Source organism: Streptomyces sp. NPDC054887 (assembly GCF_053610585.1).
Genome location: NZ_JBSGYQ010000060.1, coordinates 29,485 through 46,745 on the forward strand (window position 1 = coordinate 29,485; position 17,261 = coordinate 46,745).

Annotated in this window: 15 protein-coding genes; 11 read left to right on the forward strand and 4 right to left on the reverse strand. The window is 72.7% G+C overall.

Going from position 1 to position 17,261, the window contains the following annotated elements; all coding sequences use genetic code 11:
* Window positions 1-52: 52 nt before the first annotated feature.
* The 4 genes from sucB to ACWGH0_RS27420 all read left to right on the forward strand — a co-directional run bounded on the left by sucB (window position 53) and on the right by ACWGH0_RS27420 (window position 6,601).
* Window positions 53-1,855: a 2-oxoglutarate dehydrogenase, E2 component, dihydrolipoamide succinyltransferase gene (sucB, locus tag ACWGH0_RS27405; protein ID WP_453406911.1), complete on the forward strand. Its 1,803-nt coding sequence runs from the start codon at window positions 53-55 to the stop codon at window positions 1,853-1,855.
* A 98-nt stretch (window positions 1,856-1,953) separates the two neighbouring features.
* Window positions 1,954-2,577 carry a GntR family transcriptional regulator gene (locus ACWGH0_RS27410; protein ID WP_453406912.1) on the forward strand — a complete coding sequence of 208 codons (624 nt, stop codon included), beginning with the start codon at window positions 1,954-1,956 and terminating at the stop codon, window positions 2,575-2,577.
* A 251-nt stretch (window positions 2,578-2,828) separates the two neighbouring features.
* The gene (gene aceE, locus ACWGH0_RS27415) at window positions 2,829-5,498 is read left to right on the forward strand and encodes a pyruvate dehydrogenase (acetyl-transferring), homodimeric type (RefSeq protein WP_453406913.1); all 2,670 of its coding nucleotides are present in this window, start codon (window positions 2,829-2,831) and stop codon (window positions 5,496-5,498) included.
* A 98-nt stretch (window positions 5,499-5,596) separates the two neighbouring features.
* A complete protein-coding gene (locus ACWGH0_RS27420) occupies window positions 5,597-6,601 on the forward strand; it encodes a helix-turn-helix transcriptional regulator (protein WP_453406914.1) in 1,005 nt (334 codons plus the stop codon).
* Here ACWGH0_RS27420 and ACWGH0_RS27425 read toward each other — a convergent pair.
* The gene (locus ACWGH0_RS27425) at window positions 6,598-7,524 is read right to left on the reverse strand and encodes an SDR family oxidoreductase (RefSeq protein WP_453406915.1); all 927 of its coding nucleotides are present in this window, start codon (window positions 7,522-7,524) and stop codon (window positions 6,598-6,600) included. The genes ACWGH0_RS27420 and ACWGH0_RS27425 overlap by 4 nt on opposite strands.
* A 187-nt stretch (window positions 7,525-7,711) precedes the next feature.
* Here ACWGH0_RS27425 and ACWGH0_RS27430 point away from each other — a divergent pair, with 187 nt between their 5' ends.
* Complete coding sequence (locus tag ACWGH0_RS27430; RefSeq protein ID WP_453406926.1) at window positions 7,712-8,230, forward strand: DUF4240 domain-containing protein; 519 nt, start codon at window positions 7,712-7,714, stop codon at window positions 8,228-8,230.
* Between the two features lie 10 nt (window positions 8,231-8,240).
* On the opposite strand, the gene ACWGH0_RS27435 is transcribed toward ACWGH0_RS27430, so the two are convergent.
* Window positions 8,241-9,353, reverse strand: a complete 1,113-nt coding sequence (locus ACWGH0_RS27435) for a PP2C family protein-serine/threonine phosphatase (RefSeq protein WP_453406916.1) — start codon at window positions 9,351-9,353, stop codon at window positions 8,241-8,243.
* Between the two features lie 75 nt (window positions 9,354-9,428).
* The gene (locus ACWGH0_RS27440; protein WP_453406917.1) at window positions 9,429-9,956 is read right to left on the reverse strand and encodes an N-acetyltransferase family protein; all 528 of its coding nucleotides are present in this window, start codon (window positions 9,954-9,956) and stop codon (window positions 9,429-9,431) included.
* Between the two features lie 49 nt (window positions 9,957-10,005).
* On the opposite strand from ACWGH0_RS27440, the gene ACWGH0_RS27445 reads away from it, so the two are divergent.
* Window positions 10,006-10,905, forward strand: coding sequence for a TIGR01777 family oxidoreductase (locus ACWGH0_RS27445; RefSeq protein WP_453406918.1), 900 nt, complete (start codon window positions 10,006-10,008; stop codon window positions 10,903-10,905).
* Window positions 10,906-11,128: 223 nt separating this feature from the next.
* On the forward strand, window positions 11,129-12,433 hold the full coding sequence (locus tag ACWGH0_RS27450; protein WP_453406919.1) for an NAD(P)/FAD-dependent oxidoreductase: 1,305 nt from the start codon (window positions 11,129-11,131) through the stop codon (window positions 12,431-12,433).
* 79 nt (window positions 12,434-12,512) lie between these two features.
* On the opposite strand, the gene ACWGH0_RS27455 is transcribed toward ACWGH0_RS27450, so the two are convergent.
* On the reverse strand, window positions 12,513-13,958 hold the full coding sequence (locus ACWGH0_RS27455; RefSeq protein WP_453406920.1) for a regulator: 1,446 nt from the start codon (window positions 13,956-13,958) through the stop codon (window positions 12,513-12,515).
* A 234-nt stretch (window positions 13,959-14,192) separates the two neighbouring features.
* On the opposite strand from ACWGH0_RS27455, the gene lipB reads away from it, so the two are divergent.
* The 4 genes from lipB (at window position 14,193) to ACWGH0_RS27475 (ending at window position 17,230) form a co-directional block, all read left to right on the forward strand.
* Window positions 14,193-14,990: a lipoyl(octanoyl) transferase LipB gene (gene lipB, locus ACWGH0_RS27460; RefSeq protein WP_453406921.1), complete on the forward strand. Its 798-nt coding sequence runs from the start codon at window positions 14,193-14,195 to the stop codon at window positions 14,988-14,990.
* A gap of 109 nt (window positions 14,991-15,099) precedes the next feature.
* The gene (lipA, locus tag ACWGH0_RS27465) at window positions 15,100-16,065 is read left to right on the forward strand and encodes a lipoyl synthase (protein ID WP_453406922.1); all 966 of its coding nucleotides are present in this window, start codon (window positions 15,100-15,102) and stop codon (window positions 16,063-16,065) included.
* Window positions 16,066-16,305: 240 nt separating this feature from the next.
* Window positions 16,306-16,518 carry an SCO2195 family GlnR-regulated protein gene (locus ACWGH0_RS27470; RefSeq protein WP_453406923.1) on the forward strand — a complete coding sequence of 71 codons (213 nt, stop codon included), beginning with the start codon at window positions 16,306-16,308 and terminating at the stop codon, window positions 16,516-16,518.
* Window positions 16,519-16,528: 10 nt separating this feature from the next.
* Complete coding sequence (locus ACWGH0_RS27475; protein WP_453406924.1) at window positions 16,529-17,230, forward strand: DUF4191 domain-containing protein; 702 nt, start codon at window positions 16,529-16,531, stop codon at window positions 17,228-17,230.
* Window positions 17,231-17,261 lie beyond the last annotated feature (31 nt).

Sequence of the window (17,261 nt, forward strand, 5' to 3'; positions counted from 1 at the left end):
TCAGTCCGGGCGCGACGACCACTTCCGCAATTCGTAAGGAGCAACAGAAACCATGCCGGTTTCCGTAACCCTTCCGGCGCTCGGCGAGAGCGTCACCGAGGGCACCGTCACCCGTTGGCTCAAGGCCGAGGGTGAGCGCGTCGAGGCCGACGAGCCGCTGCTCGAGGTCTCGACCGACAAGGTCGACACCGAGATCCCGGCCCCCGCCGCCGGCATCCTCGCGTCCATCAAGGTCGCCGAGGACGAGACGGTGGAGGTCGGCGCCGAGCTGGCCGTCATCGACGACGGCACGGGGGCGCCCGCCGAGGCCCCCGCCCCGGCCGCCGCCGAGGCGCCCGCCGAGGCTCCGGCCCCGGCCGCCGCCGAGCCCCAGCCCGAGGCCGCTCCGGCCCCGGCCCCCGCCGCTGAGGCCCCCGCCGCCGCCCCGGCCGGCGGCGCCTCCGGTACCGACGTGGTGCTGCCCGCACTGGGCGAGTCGGTCACCGAGGGCACCGTCACCCGCTGGCTCAAGGAGGTCGGCGAGGAGGTCGCGGAGGACGAGCCGCTGCTCGAGGTCTCGACCGACAAGGTCGACACCGAGATCCCCTCCCCGGCCGCCGGCACGCTGCTGGAGATCCTGGTCGGCGAGGACGAGACCGCCGAGGTCGGCGCGAAGCTCGCCGTCATCGGCGCCGCGGGCGCGGCCCCGGCCGCCGCCCCGGCACAGGAGGCCCCGGCCCCCGCCGCCGCTCCGGCTCCCGAGCCCGCCGCCGCTCCGGCTCCCGCTCCGGCTCCGGCCGAGGCCGCCGTTCAGGCTCCGGCTCCGGCCCAGCCCGCTCCGGCCGCCCCCGCGCCGGCTCCCGCGGCCCCGGCTCCCGCGGCCCCGGCTCCGGCCGCCGCCGCTCCGGCCGCCCCCGCCCCCGCCGCCCCCTCCACGGGCGACGCGGACGGTGCGTACGTGACCCCGCTGGTCCGTAAGCTCGCCGCCGAGAACAGCGTCGACCTGGGTTCGGTCAAGGGCACCGGCGTCGGTGGCCGTATCCGCAAGCAGGACGTCGTGGCCGCCGCGGAGGCCGCCAGGGCCGCTGCCGCCGCCCCGGCTCCGGCCGCCCCGGCCGCCGCCTCGAAGGCTCCGTCGCTCGAGGCGTCCCCGCTGCGCGGTCAGACGGTCAAGATGACGCGCATGCGCAAGGTCATCGGCGACAACATGATGAAGGCCCTGCACACGCAGGCCCAGCTGACCTCGGTCGTCGAGGTCGACATCACGAAGCTGATGAAGCTGCGCAACAGGGCGAAGGACGCGTTCGCCGCCCGCGAGGGCGTCAAGCTGTCCCCGATGCCGTTCTTCGTCAAGGCCGCGGCCCAGGCGCTGAAGGCGTACCCGGTCGTCAACGCCCGGATCAACGAGGACGAGGGCACGATCACCTACTTCGACACCGAGAACATCGGTATCGCGGTGGACGCCGAGAAGGGTCTGATGACCCCGGTCATCAAGGGAGCGGGCGACCTCAACCTCGCCGGCATCTCCAAGAAGACCGCCGAGCTGGCCGGCAAGGCCCGCTCCGGCAAGATCAGCCCGGACGAGATGTCCGGCGCGACCTTCACGATCAGCAACACCGGTTCGCGCGGTGCGCTGTTCGACACGGTCATCGTGCCGCCGAACCAGGTCGCCATCCTGGGCATCGGCGCCACCGTCAAGCGCCCGGTGGTCATCAACCGCCCGGACCTCGGCGAGACCATCGCGATCCGTGACATGACGTACCTGGCTCTCTCCTACGACCACCGCCTGGTCGACGGCGCCGACGCGGCCCGTTACCTGACGGCCGTCAAGGCGATCCTGGAGGCCGGCGAGTTCGAGGTCGAGCTCGGCCTGTAACGCTCGTCTCACCAGCGTCGGCGCCCCCGTCCGGAGTCCTCCGGGCGGGGGCGCCGCCGTATGGTCTAGAGACCGAACACGGCTTGAAGGAGCGCTTCATGACCCCGCCCGTCGTCCACTCGCTGCGCGAGCAGATCCGCGAGCACATCGTGGAGGGGATCGTCAGCGGGCGCTGGAAGCCGGGTGAGCGGATCGTGGAGCGCCGGATCGCGACCGAGCTGGAGGTCAGCCAGACGCCCGTACGGGAGGCCCTGCGCGAGCTGGAGTCGCTGCGGCTGATCGAGTCCGCCCCCAACAAGGGCGTACGGGTGCGGAACCTCACGGCGGCCGACCTGGAGGAGAGCTATCCGGTACGGGCCGGCCTGGAGCAGATCGCCGCCGAGCTGGCGGCGTCCACGCTGGCGCAGGACTGCTCGGCGCTGGAGCCCCATGTGACGGCCCTGTACGAGGCGGACCGCACGGCGGACGGAACGGCGCAGGTGCGCCACACGGTGGCCTTCCACCGCGAGCTGGTGCGCGCGGCCGACAACAGCGTCCTGCTGCACACCTGGGAGGGCCTGGGCATCGAGGTGTTCACCGCGCTGTCGATCCGCTGGCTCGGCACGGTCCAGAAGTCGTACGCCGAGGAGCACGAGGCCCTGGTGCAGGCGTTCCGCCGCCGTGATCCGGACATCGGCACCCTGGTGAAGGCGCACGTCCTGGGCTGCGCGCCGCGCGCGTGACGCCCTGCGGTGCGGGGCGGCCACGGCCGCCCGTACCACCCGGAATGCCGCGAAAGGGTGCGGCACCCGGTGCCCTATTTCGCGGCACGGAATGCCAATTTCGGTGTACGGAGAAGTTTTTCGCCTCCAGGCTTTGATCGATCATCGATCAGGGACTTACAGTCGTCGGCGGGTCCACCGACCCGCCGCCCTGTCCTGCCAGACAAGGCACCCCTTTTCTCCACCCCCCTCCTGTCCGGAAGGCGGCCATCATGACCGACCCCGTAGGCATCTCTCCGAGCGAGCTCGACCAGCTCCCGGACCGTGACACCGAGGAGACCGCCGAATGGGCGGCCTCCCTCGACGCCGTCACCAAGGCCGCCGGCCCCCAGCGGGCCGCCTACCTGATGCGCCGCACGCTCCAGCACGCCGAAGGCGCCGGCATCGCGCTGCCCAAGCTGCTGGAGACGGACTACGTCAACACCATCCCGACCCACGCCGAGCCCGCCTTCGACGGCGACGAGGCGATGGAAGCCCGGATCACCGCCTGGAACCGCTGGAACGCAGCCGCCATGGTCACGCGCGGCTCCCGCTTCGGCGTCGGCGGCCACATCGCCACCTTCGCGTCCGCCGCCTGGCTGTACGAGACCGGCTTCAACCACTTCTTCCGCGGCAAGGAGGGCGACGGCTCGGGCGACCAGCTCTACATCCAGGGCCACGCCTCCCCCGGCATATACGCCCGCGCCTTCCTCGACGGCCGCCTGAACGAGGCGCAGCTCGACCGCTTCCGCCAGGAGTCCGGCGGCGACGGCCTGCCCTCGTACCCGCACCCGCGCCGCCTGCCCTGGCTGTGGGAGTTCCCGACCGTGTCGATGGGCCTCGGCCCGCTCTCCGCGATCTACCAGGCGCGCTTCAACCGCTACCTCACCAACCGCAACATCAAGGACACCTCGAACTCCCACGTCTGGGCGTTCCTCGGTGACGGCGAGATGGACGAGCCCGAGGCCACCGCGGCCCTCGCGCTCGCCGCCCGCGAGCAGCTGGACAACCTGACGTTCGTCATCAACTGCAACCTCCAGCGCCTCGACGGCCCGGTCCGCGCCAACTTCCGTGTGGTGCAGGAGCTGGAGGGCCAGTTCCGTGGCGCCGGCTGGAACGTCGTCAAGTCGCTCTGGGGCTCCGCCTGGGACGAGCTGTTCCAGCTCGACACCAGGGGCGCGCTGCTGCGCCGCCTGCGCGAGGTGCCGGACGCCCAGTTCCAGACGTACGCGACCCGCGACGCCGCCTACATCCGCCAGCACTTCTTCGGCTCCGAGCCGGCGCTCGTCGAGCTGGGGAAGCTGCTGACCGACGCCAAGATCGCCGAGTGCTTCCACACCTCGCGCGGCGGCCACGAGGCCCGCAAGGTGTACGCGGCGTACAAGGCGGCCGTGGAGTTCAAGGGCGCGCCGACGGTGATCCTCGCGCAGACCGTGAAGGGCTACACGCTCGGCCCGGGCTTCGAGTCGAAGAACGCCAACCACCAGATGAAGAAGCTCTCCGGCAAGGAGTTCCGCGCCATGCGGGACCTGCTGGAGCTGCCGATCCCCGACGCGAAGCTCGACGAGGACCTCGTCCCGTACGGCCACCCCGGAGCCGACTCCCCCGAGGTGCGCTACCTCCAGGAGCGCCGTGCGGCGCTCGGCGGCCCGGCCCCGGCCCGCCGGGTGCACGCCGTCTCGCTGCCCGAGCCCTCCGAGCGGGCGTTCAGCGCCCTGCTGAAGGGGTCGGGCAAGCAGGAGATGGCCACCACCATGGCCTTCGTGCGCCTGGCGAAGGAGCTGATGCGGGACAAGGAGACCGGCAGGCGCTGGGTGCCGATCGTCCCCGACGAGGCGCGCACGTTCGGCATGGAGTCGCTGTTCCCGTCGGCCGGCATCTACTCGCCGCTGGGTCAGACGTACGAGCCGGTCGACCGCGACCAGCTCATGTACTACAAGGAAGCCAAGGACGGCCAGATCCTCAACGAGGGGATCACCGAGGCCGGCGCCATGGCCGACTTCATCGCCGCCGCCTCGTCGTACGCGACGCACGGCGAGCCGATGATCCCGTTCTACATCTTCTACTCGATGTTCGGCTGGCAGCGCACCGCCGACCAGATGTGGCAGCTCGCCGACCAGCTCGGCAAGGGCTTCATCGTCGGCGCGACCGCCGGCCGTACGACCCTGACGGGCGAGGGCCTCCAGCACGCGGACGGCCACTCGCACCTGATCGCGTCCACCAACCCGGCGTCGCTCAACTACGACCCGGCGTTCGCGTACGAGGTCGCGGTCATCGTCAAGGACGGCCTGCGCAGGATGTACGGCCCCCAGGCCGAGGACGTCTTCTACTACCTGACCGTCTACAACGAGCCGAAGCCGCAGCCCGCCATGCCCCCGGGCGTGGAGGAGGGCATCGTCAAGGGCCTCTACCGCTTCAAGGAAGCGGCGAACGCCACCGCCGACACCCCGCGCGTCCAGCTGCTCGGCTCCGGCACGGCGATCCACTGGGCCCTGGAGGCGCAGGAGCTGCTCGCCGCCGACTGGGGCGTCGCGGCCGACGTCTGGTCCGCCACCTCGTGGGGCGAGCTGCGCCGGGACGCGCTGGAGTGCGACGAGGCGCTGCTGCGCGGCGAGGTGCGCACGCCGTACGTCACGCAGGCGCTGGAGGGCGCGCCCGGCCCGGTCCTCGCGGTGAGCGACTGGATGCGCCAGGTCCCGGACCAGATCAGCCAGTGGGTCGAGCAGGACTACTCCTCGCTCGGCACGGACGGCTTCGGCCTCTCGGACACCCGCGAGGCGGCCCGCCGCCACTTCGGCGTCGACGCCCAGTCGATCGTGGTCGCCGCCCTGGCCCAGCTCACCCGCCGCGGCGAGGTGCCGGCCTCGGCGGTCAAGGAAGCACGGGAGCGGTACGGGCTGTAACCCGTACGACGACGGCCGCGGGCGGGACCGGGCAGGGGTGGGCAAGAGACCCCGGTCGGCGCCCCCACACGCGCCCGCCACCCGGCACAATGGCCGCCATGCGCGCAGCCCGCCTCATCAAAATGGTGCTTCTGCTCCAGTCCCGCCCCTCCATGACCGCCGGCGAACTGGCCCGTGAGCTGGAGGTCTCGGAGCGCACCATCACGCGGGACGCGCAAGCCCTTTCCGAGGCGGGCGTGCCGGTGTACGCGGACCGGGGACGGACCGGCGGGTACCGGCTCATCGGCGGCTACCGCACCCGGCTGACCGGGCTCGCCCGCAGTGAGGCCGAGGCGCTGTTCCTGTCGGGCCTGCCGCACGCGCTGCGCGAGATGGGGCTCGACGACGCGGCGTCGGCGGCCAGGCTGAAGGTTTCGGCGGCGCTGCTGCCGTCGCTGCGGGACGCCTCCGACACGGCCGCCCAGCGGTTCCACCTCGACGCCCCGGGCTGGTACCAGGAGCCCAGGACGCCCGAGCTGCTGCCGACGATCGCGGAAGCCGTCTGGGACGACCGGATGATCACCGGCCGCTACCGGCGCGGCCACGACCGCGAGGTCGAGCGGGAACTCGCCCCGTACGGTCTCGTACTCAAGGCCGGCGTCTGGTACCTGTGCGCCCGCTCGGGCGAGGAGTTCCGGGTGTACCGGATCGACCGGTTCGCCGCCGTGGCCGTCTCCGAGGAGCGCTTCGTACGGGACGAGAGTTTCGTGCTGCCGGAGTTCTGGGAGGAGCGGGCGGCGGACTTCGCCCGCTCGATCCTGCGCTCCGAGGTGCGGGTCCGGCTGTCGGAGGCGGGCGCGCGCCAGCTGCCGTACGCCGTGGACCGGGCGGCGTCGACCGAGGCGCTGGCGTCCGCCGGGCCACCGGACGAGCTGGGGCGCGTCACGGTGACCCTGCCGGTCGAGTCGTACGAGGTCGCCTTCGGCCAGTTGTTCTCGCTGGGGCCGGAGCTGGAGGTGCTGGACCCGCCCGGCCTCCGCGAACGCTTCGCGGAGGCCGCGGCCCGTACGGCGCGGCTCTACGACCTGCGGGCGGCGCGGGACCGGCCGGCGGCGCGGGACTAGCGGTAGTCGCTCACCGGGGCGTCCTTGCCGCCCAGCACGACCTCCGTGTAGTACGGCCAGCCGTCCGGCCGGCTGCCGTCCGTGTCCGTGAAGCCGTACTCCCTGGCGAGCTGCCCGCTGGACAGCGACCGCCCGTTCCAGCGCGCCCGGTCCGGGTCGGCGGCGATTGCCGCGACCGCCCGGCCGACGTACACCGGCGACTCGGCGACCTCGAAGCCGGCGACCTGGGCGATCGCGTCGCGCCAGTTCTCCTCGGTGACGCCGAAGGCGTCCAGCATCTCCTCCGAGCGGAGGAAGCCGGGGGTGACGGCGACGGCCGTGCAGCCCACGTCCTTCAGGTCGTGGGCGAGGTTGAACGCCATGCGGATCGGCGCGTTCTTGGCCAGGTCGTAGTAGAAGTTCTCCCGGAAGCGGGTGCGGTTGAACTCGTCCGTACCGTCGGTCATCTCCACCACGAGACCGCCGGGGTGGCGCACCAGCAGGGGCACCGCGACGCCGAGGGTGACGGCGTGTGTCTTCACGCCGAGTTCGAGCATCCGCAGCCCGACCGCGAGGTCCGTGTCCCACATCTTCTTGCCGAACTCGAGCAGGTGGTCGCCGCCCCAGAGACTGTTGACCAGGACGTCGAGGCGTCCGTGCTCCCGGTCGATCCGCTCGACGAGCGCCCTGACCTGGTCGACCTCCAGGTGATCGGTGGGTACGGCGATGCCTTCGCCGCCCGCCTCGGTCACGAGTTCGGCCGTCTGCTCGATGGTCTCGCCGGGCCGCCCGACCTCGCTGACGTGCTCGCGGGTGGTGCGCCCGGTGACGTACACCGTCGCTCCGGCGGCCCCCAGCTGGACGGCGATCGCCCGGCCGCCGCCCCTGGTCGCCCCGGCCACCAGCGCGATCCTGCCCCTGAGGGGCGTGTCCTGCTCAGCCATGCCTGCTCCTCACCCTCTGATGCCGTTGTTCCGCTCCTTACGGCACCACACTGGCACTGAAAGCAGACATCTTCTGTCGGGTATACCGCGCCACGCCGCACGCCCGGACGCGGCACGGTAACGACACAGCCGCATCCGGGGTACTGCGCGTGCGCGGGCCTGCGGCAACCCCGATGCTTGTCCCGTGATGGACGAGACGGAATTCTGGGAGATCATCGACCACACCCGCGAGGCCGCCGAGGGTGACCCCGACGACCACGCCGACCTGCTGGTCGACGCGCTGCTCCAGCTCGACCCCGACTCCGTGCTCGACTTCGCCAGACACTTCGAGGCCCGCTACAACCGCGCGTACCGCTGGGACCTGTGGGGCGCGGCGGCCGTGCTGCTCGGCGGCGCGAGCGACGACGCGTTCGACTACTTCCGCTGCTGGCTGATCGGCCAGGGCAGGGAGGTCTTCGAGGGCGCCCTGCACGATCCGGACAACCTGGCCGACCTCCTGGACGACTTCGACGACGAGATCGACGGCGACGGCGAGGAGCTGGGGTACGCGGCGGACGAGGCGTACGAGCAGCTCACCGGCGTGGAAGCGCCCGACCTGGGGGTCGCGTCGCAGGCTGCGGAGCCGGAGGGCCCGGCGTTCGACCTGGAGGACGCCGGGGCCCTGGCCGACCGCTTCCCGCGTCTGTGGGAGCGCTTCGGCAAGTAGCGGGGGCCTCTCAGCCGAGGCGGGCCAGCGCCAGCAGGGCGACGTCGTCCTGCACGTTCTCCGCCTTGCCCGCGAAGCGCACGAGGTCCTGGCGCACCGCCTCGTTGAGGGCCATCAGGTCGTCCTGCGGAACGTCGGCGGCCAGCGCGGGCAGCCGCCGGGCCAGCGGGTAGAAGGTGCCCGAGGCGTCCCGCGCCTCCGTCACCCCGTCCGTGTGGGCCAGGACGCGGTCGCCGGGCTCCAGCGGCAGGGAGGCCACCGCGACCGGGACCGTTCCGGCCAGCCCGATGCCCAGCGGCGGCGCGGGGTCCACGGCGATCTCGCGCGCCGTACCGCCCCGCAGCAGCAGGGGCGGCGGGTGTCCGCAGCTGACCACGCGCAGGACGGCCTCGTCGGGCGGGAACTCCAGCACCACGGCCGTCGCGAAGAGTTCCGCGTGTTCGACGGCGGCGGAGTCGACGACCAGGCGCCGGTCCAGCCGGGCGGCGACCCGCGCCAGGTCCTCCTCGTCCAGCACCGCCTCGCGGAAGGCCCCGAGCAGCGCGGCGACCGTCGCGACGGCTTCCAGACCGTGCCCCTGCACGTCGGCCACCAGGGCCCGTACGCCGAAGGGGCCCTGGCGCACGTCGTACAGGTCGCCGCCCACCAGCAGGCCGCGCTGCGCGGACCGGTAGAGCCCCGCGCACCGCACCCGCCCGACGGCGGAGGGAAGCGGCGGCAGTACGGCGAGCTGGGCGGCCTCCGCCACCGTGCGTACGGTCACCAGCTGCTGCTCGCGCCGGGTGCGCACGGTGGCGATGACCACGCTGAGGACGACGACCACCACCACCGCCAGCAGGTCGGGCGTCTCCACGTCCCAGATGCGCCGGCCGTACGGAAGGCTCAGCGTCAGGAGGGTGAGGCCGCCGAGCACCGCGACGCTCAGCGGCCCGTAGGCGAGGGCGGCGACGGGGGTCACGGCCACGACGAAGTAGCCGAGCTGGAGGGTCTGCGGCGTGATGATCTGGGCGAAGGTGAGGGCCGCGAGGATGACCGCGGGCAGCGCCCTGAGCCAGCGCGGCTGCGGCGTCCCGCGCAGCCAGCCCGGCACCTCCTCCGCGCCCCTGGCGCGCGCGGAACTCATGGCGCCGAGGACCCGCGGCTCATCGCGCGGGTCGCCGGGGCGGGCGGCGTCCGGAGGCTGTCCATACCCCTCCCACTATGGCCCAGCGGGCCCGGGCACGCCCGTCAGCGACCTCCCCATGAGCACGTCGTCGACGTACCGTCCGTCGAGATGGAACTCGCCCGGCAGCACGCCCTCGACGACGAAGCCCTCGCTCGCGTACAGGGCCCGCGCCGGCGCGTTGTGACCGAGGACCCGCAGCGTCATCCGCAGGGCGCCCCGGCGCCGGGCCGCCGCGCACGAGGCGCGCAGCAGCGCCCGCCCGATCCCGCGCCCGCGCGCGCTGTCCGCCACGGCCAGGCCCTGGATCTGCCGTACGTGCGCGTTGCACGGCAGCGGCGTGGGGGCGACCGTCCGGATGTAACCCGCGACCCTTCGGTCCACCTCGGCCACCAGGTAGTCCTCGGGCAGGTGCCCCGCGTCGAAGAAGGGGCCGTACGGCGGCAGCGGTCTGGGCTGCACCGAATGCAGCGGCGACCAGGTCTCCCGGTCGAGCGCGGCCAGTTCCTTCTCGTCGGCCGCCGTGGCGGGACGTATCACGAGTGCGGCAGTGGGTTCCGGCATGGCCGCCACTGTGCCATCCGGTGCCCGGGCGGCGGGAATCCGGGGCAGGATGGACGGCATGCTGATCGCGGTCACCGGCTCGACCGGTCTTATCGGTACGGCGCTCGTGCGCTCGCTGCGCGCGGACGGACACGAGGTGCGCCGGCTGGTGAGGCGCCCGGCCACCGGCCCCCATGAGGTGACGTGGGATCCCGGGCGCGCCTACGTCGACGCCGACGGGCTCGCCGGGTGCGAGGCCGTCGTCCACCTCGCGGGTGCGGGCGTCGGCGACCACCGCTGGACCGAGTCGTACAAGAAGGAGATCCGCGACAGCAGGGTCCTCGGCACAGCCGCGATCGCGGAGGCCGTCGCCTCGCTGGACACGCCGCCGAGGGTGCTGGTCTGCGGTTCTGCGATCGGGTTCTACGGCGACACGGGCGACCGGGCGGTGGACGAGGGGGCGCCGCCGGGCGAGGGCTTCCTGCCGTCGGTGTGCGTGGACTGGGAGGAGGCCGCCGCGCCGGCCGAGGAGGCGGGCGTACGGACGGTGTTCGCCCGTACGGGACTCGTGGTCGCCCGCGAGGGCGGGGCGTGGGGAAGGCTGTTCCCGCTCTTCAAGGCGGGGCTCGGCGGGCGGCTGGGGTCCGGCCGCCAGTACCAGAGCTACATCGCGCTGCACGACCAGGTCGCGGCGCTGCGCCACCTGATCGACACCGAGTCGCTCGCGGGCCCGGTGAACCTGACGGCCCCGGCACCGGTGACGAACCGTGAGATCACCGCGGCGATGGGGCGGGTGCTGAAGCGGCCCACGCTCTTCACCGTCCCCGAGGCCGCGCTGCGGCTGGCGCTGGGCGAGTTCTCCACGGACGTACTGGTCAGTCAGCGGGTGCTGCCGCGGCAGTTGGAGGAGTCGGGCTTCTCGTTCGCGTTCCCGCGGATCGACGACGCGCTGCGGGCGGCGCTGAACTGAAGCCGGTCGCACCACGTGCACAACTGAACGCTTCCGGCCACTTCCTGTCCGTCGCGTGACCACTTTTCTCCGGGTGTGCTCCGGTTGTGCTCCGATGCCCCGGTCGATGCGCGACTGCGCCCGCCCCGCGTCCGCTTCTACGCTGCAACCCGAACTCGGGCATTCCGTGGACCTGTCGGGGGCATGAGACCCCCACAGTCACGCCGACCTCGGGGAGGGACACGTGCTCACCACCGCACACCACGCGGACGTCGTCATAGTGGGGGCCGGTGTCGCCGGCCTCGCCGCGGCGCATCGGCTGACCGGCGCCGGAGTGACGGTCGGCATCCTGGAGGCGGCCCCCCGGGTCGGCGGCAGAATGGCGACCGAGGAGATCGACGGGTTCCGGCTCGACCGCATCGGCCAGGTGCTCAGCACCGCCTACCCCGAACTGCTCCGCACCCCGGGCCTCGAAGGGCTCGCACTGCGGACCTTCTCCCCCGGCGTCCTCGTGCACAGCGAGGGCCGCCACTACCGCGCGGGCGAGGCGGGGAGCGCGCGCGGCGCGCTCAGCGCCGCACGGGCCCTGGCCGGCGCGCCCCGCCCGCCGTTCGGCGGCGCGCTCGACCAGGCACGGCTCGGCTCGGCCCTCGGGCGGCTCGCGGCCACACCGGTGAACCGGCTGACGGCCCGGCCCGAACGGACCGCCGCCGAAGCCCTGTCCGGGCGCGGACTGCCGTCCCGTACGGTCAACGGCTTCCTGCGCCCGCTGCTCTCCGCGCTCCTCAGCGACCCCGGACTGACCACCTCCAGCCGGTGCGCCGACCTCGCGCTGCGCGGCTTCGCGCGCGGCAGGCTGTGCGTGCCGGCGGGCGGGGCGTCGGCGCTGCCCGAACTGCTGGCGGCCACGCTGCCGCCGGGGACCGTCCGGACCGGGGTACGGGTGACCGGGGCCTCGACCACCTCGGTGACCACCGAGGAGCACGGCGAGTTCGGCTGCCGCGCCCTGCTGCTGGCCACCGGCGCCCGCGCCGCCGCCGGGCTGCTGCCGGGACTCCGGGTGCCGGGCTTCCACCAGGTGACGGTGGTGCACCACGCCGCGCCCGCGTCCCCGCTCGCGGACCCGGCTCTCCTGCTGGACGCCGACCGGAGCGGTCCCGTCTCGCACACGGCGGTGCTCAGCGAGGTGGACCCGTCGCGCGCGCCGCGCGGCCGGTCGCTGATCTCCTCCACCGTCCTCGGCACGCCGCCGCCGCACCCCGACCGCGCGGTCCGCGCGCACCTGGCCCGGCTGTACGGCGTGTCCACCGACGACTGGGAACTCCTCGCGGTCCACCACGACAGGGAAGCGGTCCCGGCCATGCCCGCGCCGCACGACCTGCGCCGCCCCGTGCGGCTGCTGTCGGGCCTGTACGTGTGCGGTGACCACCGGGAGACGAGCACGGTGCAGGGCGCGCTGCACTCGGGCCGCCGGGCGGCGCACGAGATCCTCCGCGACTTCGGGATCCAGCCGGGGTACGCGGCGGAGCCCCTGCGCGAGGCGGCGTAGAGCCCGCGGGCGCCCTCGCCGCCCCGCGCGGACGACCCGCCTCCGTCCGGCAACCCGCTGGGAACCGGGACCGGGCGGGTCACCCCAGCGCCGCCACCCGGTCCCGGTAGGTGCGGACCGCCGCCGCGTCGCGGTACGGCTCCAGCCGCTTCTCGAAGTCCCGTACGTACTCCAGCGCCCGCGCCGACCGCATCTCCGTGGCCTGCTGGGCGGCCTCCGCCCCCAGCGAGCACGCCTGGTCCAGCTCCCCGAGGCCCAGCCGCGCGGTCGCCAGCACCACACGGCAGAACAGCCGGCTGCGGGCGTAGCCGGGCGAGCGGAGCTGGAGCGAGCGCTCCGCGTGCTGGGCCGCCGCGCGGTACTGCTGGAGGTCCCGGTGGCAGTGCGCGAACTCGTCCGCCAGCTGGGCCTCGTCGAAGAAGCGCGCCCAGTGCGGCAGTTCGTCCCCCGGCCGCGCCGCCTCCATCGCGCGTTCCGCCCGTACCAGCGAGGCCGTGCAGGCACGGACCTCGCCCAGCACGCCGTGCCCGCGCGCCTCCACCGAGTGCAGCAGCGCCTGCACGACGGCCGGCGCCGCGCTGCCCACGCCCTGCTGCGCGACCCGCGCCAGTTGCACGGCCTCCCGCCCGTGGCCGAGGTGGACCGCCTGCCGGCTCATGGTGACCAGGACGTACGACCCGTACGGCCGGTCGCCCGCCGCCTGGGCGAGCCGCAGGGCCTGGACGAAGTACCGCTGGGCGAGGCCGTGCGCGGCGATGTCGAACGACGTCCAGCCCGCCAGCCGGGTCAGGTCCGCGGCGGCCGCGAAGAGCCGCCGCCCGGTCGCCTCCCCGTACGTGCCCCTCAGCATCGGTTCCGTCTCGTGCTCCAGGTAGCGCACCAGGGCCTGGCGGGCGTGCCCTCCGCCGTAGGCCTGGTCGAGCGTCCGGAACAGCTCGCCCACCGAGCGCAGCGCCGCGATGTCCCCCGTGGTCACGCGCTGCCCGGGTCCGCGGTCGGTCTGGCGCTGGCGGGGCACGGCGGCGCGGCCCTGGGCGGGCACCCGGGCGCCGTTGACCGGCGGCGGGTCGCCGCGGGCGACCCGGTCGTCCGCGCGTCCGATCAGCCAGTCCCGGCTCGGCACGACGAGCCCCGCCGGGGTGAAGGCGATCTTGCGCAGCTCGGCGTGGCTGCCGGAGTCCTTGCGCCAGAGCCCGCTGACGATGTCGACGGCCTCCTCGGGTCCGGCCGCGAACTCCAGCCCGGCGTAGACCGGCGCGCACGCGTCGAGTCCCAGGTCCTGGGCGGTCAGCCGGCGGCCGAGACGCCGGGTGAAGACCTCGGCGATCAGCGCGGGCGTGGTGCCTCTGGGCTGCTGGCCGCGCAGCCAGCGGGTCACCGACGTCTTGTCGTACCGCAGGTCGAGGCCGTGCTCCAGGCCGAGCTGGTCCACCCGTCGGGCGAGGCCCGCGTTGGAGAATCCCGCTTCCGCGATGAGCGCGGCGAGCTGGCGGTTGGGCGTGCGCTGCGGGGGTCGTTCCGTCATCAGCTGTGCGGTCTCCTGCCTTCTGGGCGCCCGGGCAGCAGCCCTCATGGAACGGCGCGAATTTAGCGGCCCCCGCCGTCCGGTCCGGCCCCTTCGACCCGCATTCATCCGATCGTGTGAGGATTTGTGGCGACGCTGACGAAAACGACCTGCCCGGTGACCCTGCCCGGAGCGGTCGTACAGTGGCTGAGGCGCGCACAACGCGCTGGTTGTCGGTTCGAGGGAGGCGTTGCCGTGAGTGAGCTGCGGTTTGTCCGACTGGGGTTCGGCGAGCATGCGGTCGAATACCAGGAGGCGTGGCAGAAGCAGCGCGAGGTGCACGCGGCGCGCTTCCTGGACGACGTTCCGGACACCTGCCTGCTCCTGGAGCACCCGCCGGTCTACACGGCCGGACGGCGTACGCAGGAAAGCGAGCGCCCGCTGGACGGGACGCCCGTGGTGGACGTGGACCGGGGCGGCAAGATCACCTGGCACGGCCCCGGCCAGCTCGTGGGGTACCCGATCATGAAGCTGCCGCGTCCGGTCGACGTGGTCGCGCACGTCCGCCGCCTGGAGGACGCCCTGATCCGCACCTGCGCCGACTTCGGCGTGGAGACGAGCCGGGTCGAGGGCCGCAGCGGCGTGTGGGTGCTGGGCGACCCGGTGGAGCAGCGGCCGGCGATCGGCGGGCTCTCCCTGGACTTCGACCCGCGTCTCCAGGACGAGGAGTTCGACCCGAGGCTGAACGGCCCCGAGTACGCCCCGTCCAACGCCGGCCAGCGCCGCGAGGACCGCAAGCTCGCGGCCATCGGCATCCGCGTCGCCAAGGGCGTCACGATGCACGGCTTCGCGCTGAACGTGAACCCGGACAACACCTGGTTCGACCGGATCGTCCCCTGCGGCATCCGGGACGCCGGCGTCGCCTCGCTCGCGGGCGAGATCGGCCGCGACGTGACGATCGAGGAGGTCCTGCCGGTCATAGAGAAGCACCTGCGGGACGTCCTGGAGAACGCGGATCTCGCCCCGCGCCCCGTCGAGAAGGCCACCGCCTAGCTCCCCGGGAATGCCGACCGATGGCCATGGGTTGGCGAGACGTAATCCCGTACAAATATCGGGCGTACCCTGGTGGACGCCGAAGAATCGAAGTCGTAGGGAGCCGGACGTGTCCGCAGTCGCACCCGACGGACGCAAGATGCTGCGCCTGGAGGTCCGGAACAGCCAGACCCCCATCGAGCGCAAGCCCGAGTGGATCAAGACCCGGGCGAAGATGGGCCCCGAGTACACCAAGATGCAGGCGCTCGTGAAGGGCGAAGGGCTGCACACGGTGTGCCAGGAGGCCGGCTGTCCGAACATCTACGAATGCTGGGAGGACCGCGAGGCCACCTTCCTCATCGGCGGCGACCAGTGCACCCGGCGCTGCGACTTCTGCCAGATCGACACCGGCAAGCCCGCCGCGCTCGATCTGGACGAGCCGCGCCGTGTGGGCGAGTCCGTCGTCACGATGGACCTGAACTACGCCACCATCACCGGCGTCGCGCGCGACGACCTGGAGGACGGCGGCGCCTGGCTGTACGCGGAGACCGTGCGCCAGATCCACGCGATGACCTCGGAGCGCGAGGCCGGCCGCACCAAGGTCGAGCTGCTGATCCCCGACTTCAACGCGGTCCCCGAGCAGCTGGCCGAGGTCTTCTCGTCCCGCCCGGAGGTCCTCGCCCACAACGTGGAGACGGTGCCGCGCATCTTCAAGCGCATCCGCCCCGGCTTCCGCTACGAGCGCTCCCTCGAAGTGATCACCCGCGCCCGCGAGGCCGGCCTCGTCACCAAGTCGAACCTCATCCTCGGCATGGGCGAGGAGCGCGAAGAGGTCAGCCAGGCGCTCCAGGACCTGTACGACGCGGGATGCGAGCTCATCACGATCACGCAGTACCTGCGCCCCTCGCCGCGTCACCACCCCGTCGAGCGCTGGGTGAAGCCGCACGAGTTCGTGGAGCTCCAGAAGGAGGCCGAGGAGATCGGCTACTCCGGTGTGATGTCCGGGCCGCTGGTCCGTTCGTCGTACCGCGCGGGCCGTCTGTTCGGCCAGGCGATGGAGCGGCGCGCGGCGCTGTCCACCACGCCGTCCGTGTGAATCCCGGCACAAGTGATTACTGGCCAGTAATGGCCGATACGGCGCGGCCCGCACCGTCCCCGCAGGTAGGGGGGACGTGCGGGCCGCGCCGTCGTTTCACCCGTACGTGTCATGGGTTCATGGGTGTTTGACCGCCCGGTCATGCGCTGGTAACACCAATCAGTGACCCTAGGTTTACACACAGCTCCACTTCCGCACCTTCCCGTTCCCGAGTCACCACTCCGAGGGGGGACCCACACCATGCAGGCCGCGACACCCGTCCGCGCTACCGCCGTCCCGTCCGTCACCGACGCCCTGCGCGCCGTCGAGTCCCTGCTCATGGGCGGCGGGCAGCGCACCGCACGCCGAAACGCCTGGACATCGGTGCTCGAGGACCGGCGCAGGGCGAAGGACCGGGTCGAGGCCCAGCACGTACTGGAGGCCGTGGCGGGCCGGACTTCCCAGGCAACGTAAACTTCACAGCATGGCGAGGAAGGAACGCGCAGACAACGCGGACACTGCGAACCCCGGGCGACTCAAGCAGATTGCCCTGACCTACAAGATGACCCGGCGGGCCGATTCCAAGATCGGTCTCGTACTCGCGGGTGTGGGCATCGTCACGTTCGGTGTCTTCCTCGCGATCGGCTTCTTGATCGATCACCCGGTCTATCTGGGCATTCTGGGCTTCCTGCTGGCCTTCCTCGCGATGGCGATCGTCTTCGGACGCCGTGCCGAGCGAGCGGCCTTCGGGCAGATGGAGGGACAGCCGGGCGCTGCGGCCTCCGTCCTGCAGAACGTCGGGCGCGGCTGGTCGACGACTCCGGCCGTGGCGATGAACCGCAACCAGGACGTCGTGCACCGGGCCGTCGGCAAGGCAGGCATCGTCCTGGTGGCCGAGGGCGACCCGAACCGGCTGAAGACCCTGCTGGCGGCCGAGAAGAAGAAGATGGCGCGGATCGTGGTGGACGTACCGGTCCACGACATCATCGTCGGCAACGACGAGGGTCAGGTGCCGCTGAAGAAGCTGCGCACCACGATGCTCAAGCTGCCGCGCGTCCTCACCGGCCCCCAGGTCACCACGGCCAACGACCGGCTGCGCGCGATGGGCGACCTGATGTCCAACATGCCACTGCCGAAGGGGCCCATGCCCAAGGGTGGTCGCATGCCGCGCGGAAAGATGCGCTGACCCCTCCTGCCCCGTACGACATACGGGAAAG

What these genes read in the sequence shown, in the direction of transcription:
- sucB (WP_453406911.1), top strand. Translation starts at nt 53, where the DNA reads ATGCCGGTTTCCGTAACCCTTCCGGCGCTCGGCGAGAGCGTCACCGAG.
- ACWGH0_RS27410 (WP_453406912.1), top strand. Translation starts at nt 1,954, where the DNA reads ATGACCCCGCCCGTCGTCCACTCGCTGCGCGAGCAGATCCGCGAGCAC.
- aceE (WP_453406913.1), top strand. Translation starts at nt 2,829, where the DNA reads ATGACCGACCCCGTAGGCATCTCTCCGAGCGAGCTCGACCAGCTCCCG.
- ACWGH0_RS27420 (WP_453406914.1), top strand. Translation starts at nt 5,597, where the DNA reads ATGCGCGCAGCCCGCCTCATCAAAATGGTGCTTCTGCTCCAGTCCCGC.
- ACWGH0_RS27425 (WP_453406915.1), bottom strand. Translation starts at nt 7,524, where the DNA reads ATGGCTGAGCAGGACACGCCCCTCAGGGGCAGGATCGCGCTGGTGGCC.
- ACWGH0_RS27430 (WP_453406926.1), top strand. Translation starts at nt 7,712, where the DNA reads ATGGACGAGACGGAATTCTGGGAGATCATCGACCACACCCGCGAGGCC.
- ACWGH0_RS27435 (WP_453406916.1), bottom strand. Translation starts at nt 9,353, where the DNA reads ATGAGTTCCGCGCGCGCCAGGGGCGCGGAGGAGGTGCCGGGCTGGCTG.
- ACWGH0_RS27440 (WP_453406917.1), bottom strand. Translation starts at nt 9,956, where the DNA reads ATGCCGGAACCCACTGCCGCACTCGTGATACGTCCCGCCACGGCGGCC.
- ACWGH0_RS27445 (WP_453406918.1), top strand. Translation starts at nt 10,006, where the DNA reads ATGGACGGCATGCTGATCGCGGTCACCGGCTCGACCGGTCTTATCGGT.
- ACWGH0_RS27455 (WP_453406920.1), bottom strand. Translation starts at nt 13,958, where the DNA reads ATGACGGAACGACCCCCGCAGCGCACGCCCAACCGCCAGCTCGCCGCG.
- ACWGH0_RS27470 (WP_453406923.1), top strand. Translation starts at nt 16,306, where the DNA reads ATGCAGGCCGCGACACCCGTCCGCGCTACCGCCGTCCCGTCCGTCACC.
- ACWGH0_RS27475 (WP_453406924.1), top strand. Translation starts at nt 16,529, where the DNA reads ATGGCGAGGAAGGAACGCGCAGACAACGCGGACACTGCGAACCCCGGG.